The organism is Bacillus haikouensis, assembly GCF_013179555.1.
GTDB classification, from domain to species: Bacteria; Bacillota; Bacilli; order Bacillales; family Bacillaceae_B; genus Rossellomorea; species Rossellomorea haikouensis_A.
Genome location: NZ_JABMCR010000384.1, coordinates 1 through 3,110, shown reverse-complemented (window position 1 = coordinate 3,110; position 3,110 = coordinate 1). Strand labels below are relative to the sequence as shown.

5 protein-coding genes are annotated in these 3,110 nt (G+C 43.7%); 4 read left to right on the top strand and 1 reads right to left on the bottom strand.

Features of this window, described 5'->3' with window-relative positions; all coding sequences use genetic code 11:
* Positions 1 to 218 precede the first annotated feature (218 nt).
* The 4 genes from HP456_RS21935 (at position 219) to HP456_RS21925 (ending at position 1,871) form a co-directional block, all read left to right on the top strand.
* A complete protein-coding gene (locus HP456_RS21935; RefSeq protein WP_172255068.1) occupies positions 219 to 359 on the top strand; it encodes a hypothetical protein in 141 nt (46 codons plus the stop codon).
* Positions 360 to 469: 110 nt separating this feature from the next.
* Positions 470 to 601 carry a hypothetical protein gene (locus HP456_RS25450; protein WP_281358114.1) on the top strand — a complete coding sequence of 44 codons (132 nt, stop codon included), beginning with the start codon at positions 470 to 472 and terminating at the stop codon, positions 599 to 601.
* Between the two features lie 32 nt (positions 602 to 633).
* Complete coding sequence (locus tag HP456_RS25185) at positions 634 to 897, top strand: DJ-1/PfpI family protein (protein WP_312857804.1); 264 nt, start codon at positions 634 to 636, stop codon at positions 895 to 897.
* A gap of 104 nt (positions 898 to 1,001) precedes the next feature.
* Entirely contained in the window at positions 1,002 to 1,871 is an 870-nt protein-coding gene (locus HP456_RS21925; protein WP_312857803.1) for an alpha/beta hydrolase, read from the top strand.
* A gap of 36 nt (positions 1,872 to 1,907) precedes the next feature.
* Here HP456_RS21925 and HP456_RS21920 read toward each other — a convergent pair.
* A partial coding sequence (locus HP456_RS21920) for a hypothetical protein (RefSeq protein ID WP_172255066.1) occupies positions 1,908 to 3,110 on the bottom strand: 1,203 nt, incomplete at its 5' end.

Genomic DNA, 3,110 nt, shown 5'->3' with positions numbered 1-3,110 from the left:
CCTCCAAAAAAACTCATTATTCTATTGCGATACCACGAACTGAGGTGAAGTAAACGGAGAACAGAGAGGAAATCGGTTTAAATGTCCAACCTTGGTACAAAAGGACCGTCCCTGGAAATTTTAAATGGGGAGAGGGTAATGCATTAGTTTGCCGGAGTGGATTTGGATATTTATGTTAATATAGGAAGTGAAATTGAGAATTAATTGGGGGACCGGATATGGGATTTGTCATTATTCTATTTTTATTGATTTTTTCATTTGATTTTACAAGGATCAGGAAGCAAAACGATAAAATGATCGAACAGAATGAAAGGGTGATTGAGTTGCTGGAGGAAATGAAGAAGAAAGAAGGAGCTTAGATGTAAGACTCATCAAGCTTCCCAATCAAGTTGGCATTATGGGTTGTGGACATTGATTTCGGGAATCAGTCAGATGCAGTTTGGGATCCTATATGAAAGAGGTTGATAGAATGGAAAAAAAAGCCGTGTTGCTCTATCCGCAGTTCAGCGAATATGAACTGAGTGTCGCCTTGTCGATCCTGATGCAGGGTGGTAAGCCAATTGGTTACAGCAGGTTTGAGTGCAGAACCGATCAGAGGTGAGTCCTTCCTGATGTGTATTTCCTGACGTCACGATCGATGATTTATATAACGGGGAGATTGATAGTCATATTTTAACGGGCTGCATGGATATTATGAAATTAGCAAATGAAGGGAGACTATTCACATTTTTAAAAGAAATAGAGAGCACGGTGTCAGTTATTGCAAGTATTTCGAGTTCCCCGTTTCTTCTTGCAGAAGCAGGACTTTTAAAAGGGAGGAAGTACACGGTCGGAATGCTTGAAGGTGACCGGGGGGAAACCGGTGTTTTTGAAAGCGGAAATTATTCAGATAACTAGTCGTACAGGATGGAGGCAAGGGGCAGTGGATTCGTCCAATTTGGTGCAGCATTAGGACTTTCGTTTGATGAGAGGTGGTATGGAAGATTAATTGAAGGATAGGAGTGAACACTATTAACACTTTTACCAATCACTACTATGTACAAAAGACAGGACAGGGTAAGTCGGTTATCTTCCTTCCTGCAGGCGGATTTTCCGGTAATGAAGGTTTGAATATCGCTGAGTATTTGAATTGTGGATACGAGACTCATATGATCGATCTTCCCGGATTTGGGAGAAGTAAGGGGATAGAAGGAAGGACCACCACTCTTAAAATGGCAAAGTGGGTCAAAGGATATCTGGATCAGGAAGAAATTGAAAAAGCGATTCTCATCGGACATTCCATGGGGGGTGCCCTCCTGTTGAATTTTGCTGTACATTATCCTGAAAGAGTAAACAGGCTCATCCTTCTCGATCAAGGACATAAGCGATTTCCGAGGGTTCCGGTTTCGGAATTTGGAGTATTTGCATATGCTTTTCCTTTTCTAAATGTGTGCGTCAGACTGTTTGGATTTCCCTTGTTAAAAAGGTTGGAACCTTTATTTTCTAAGGAAGATGATTCAGAAATCAAAGATGTTGCTGGAGAAGCAGAAAGGTTTTGCCAACGTTTCTCCATTCCTGATTCACCGTATGTAAGGATGGCATTGAAGCAGCAGCCTGATTTTTCAATAGATGCTTTGAACCTGATGTTTGGTTACTATAATCTGAATCTTCCTGTCTTACTGGAACAGATAGAAGTACCGGTATATCTTGTGTATGGAACGTTTAAAGGAATGGATGAAAAAGAATTTAAATTCACCGAAAGAGCAATTCGGAAAATGAAAAGGAAAACGGATTCGGTCACCTATCGTTCTTTGAATGGCGGACATTACGTTCATTGGAACAAATCATTCAACCTGGATGAACTGAAAGAATTCCTGGAATCATCACATTAAAAAGGACGAAACCATCACCAGGTTTCGTCCTTTTGTTTATTCCAGTCCTTCTATCTTCAATTCTTTCACCGGCAGGAAGCTCTCACCGGTATCCATGAATGTGATGCTGACTTTATCGTTTTCCTTCAGATAGATGGCAAGCGGGCTGATTTCGGATGAAACCAGGTAATTGCTGCCGTTATCGAGCAGGAAGGAGACGGTGGTGTAGTCACCGATTTTTTCTTTATATACGCGGGTGACAGTTCCGGTCGTTTGTTTTTCTTCAGCTTCGGAGCTGCCATCGACTGTGCCTCCGCCTTTTTGCAGGGCGGTTTTGTATTTTTTGAGTGTCTGGTTCGGCGTGTCGGCGTAGGCCGAGATTTCTGGGTTCGCTGCGGATACAATGAAGTAGTTTTGCAGGAAGCCGTTGGCGTCGAGAACCGGTGTCAGCCAGCTTGCTTCACCATAGAAGTTGTAAAGCACGGGCATTTCTCCGTCCCATTTCTTCTCGATGAATTTCTTCTGGATGATCTGCAGGGCACCTTGGGAATCCATGTATGATTCTTCCAGGTTTCCTGTAAAGAAGGTCGCTTTACCCGTTTTTGCATTGGTGAGGGAGTACCCCAGCATCGAGTCGACGCCTTCTTTAGGAGAAGTGAAGTCGGTGAAGTAGTACATCTCGCCGTCTTTGTTGAAAATAGGGCTGACATTGGCTTCGGTTCCTTCATCAGAAGGCAGCTTCACCTCGGATTTTCCGAAGACGCTATTCCAGAAGCCTTGGACGTAATTACCGAAATAACTGTTCTGCAGGCTGACCGTTTCAGGAGAGACTGCACCGTCGATAAAATCAGGGACATTGTCCAGTTTATAGGACTTGGTGTCGCCATTCTGCGGATCGACCATCACAATTCCTTTCACATCGAAGCCGTTACGGGCTGAGATGAATTCCCCATAGGTGCGGATGTAGAACGGTTTGCCTTCGTCATCGATCTCAAGCTGCGGAACCCCGTTAAAAATGTACTTCGGATAGTTCATGCGCATATGACGCTCGATATTCTTATTAAAGTAAGAAGACGGTGTGTAGGCCATCGTCTCTTTCATGAATTTCGGATTCGCCGATGAGTCGGTTGCGCTCAAGGTGAAATAGCCGGGTGTTTCGTCTCCCTTGAACCATTTGAAGAATCCGGAGAATTCGACTGGAGCGATGTAAACATACTCACCGTCAACTTTCTGGATCTGCAGGCTGCCGAGCTCATAGTA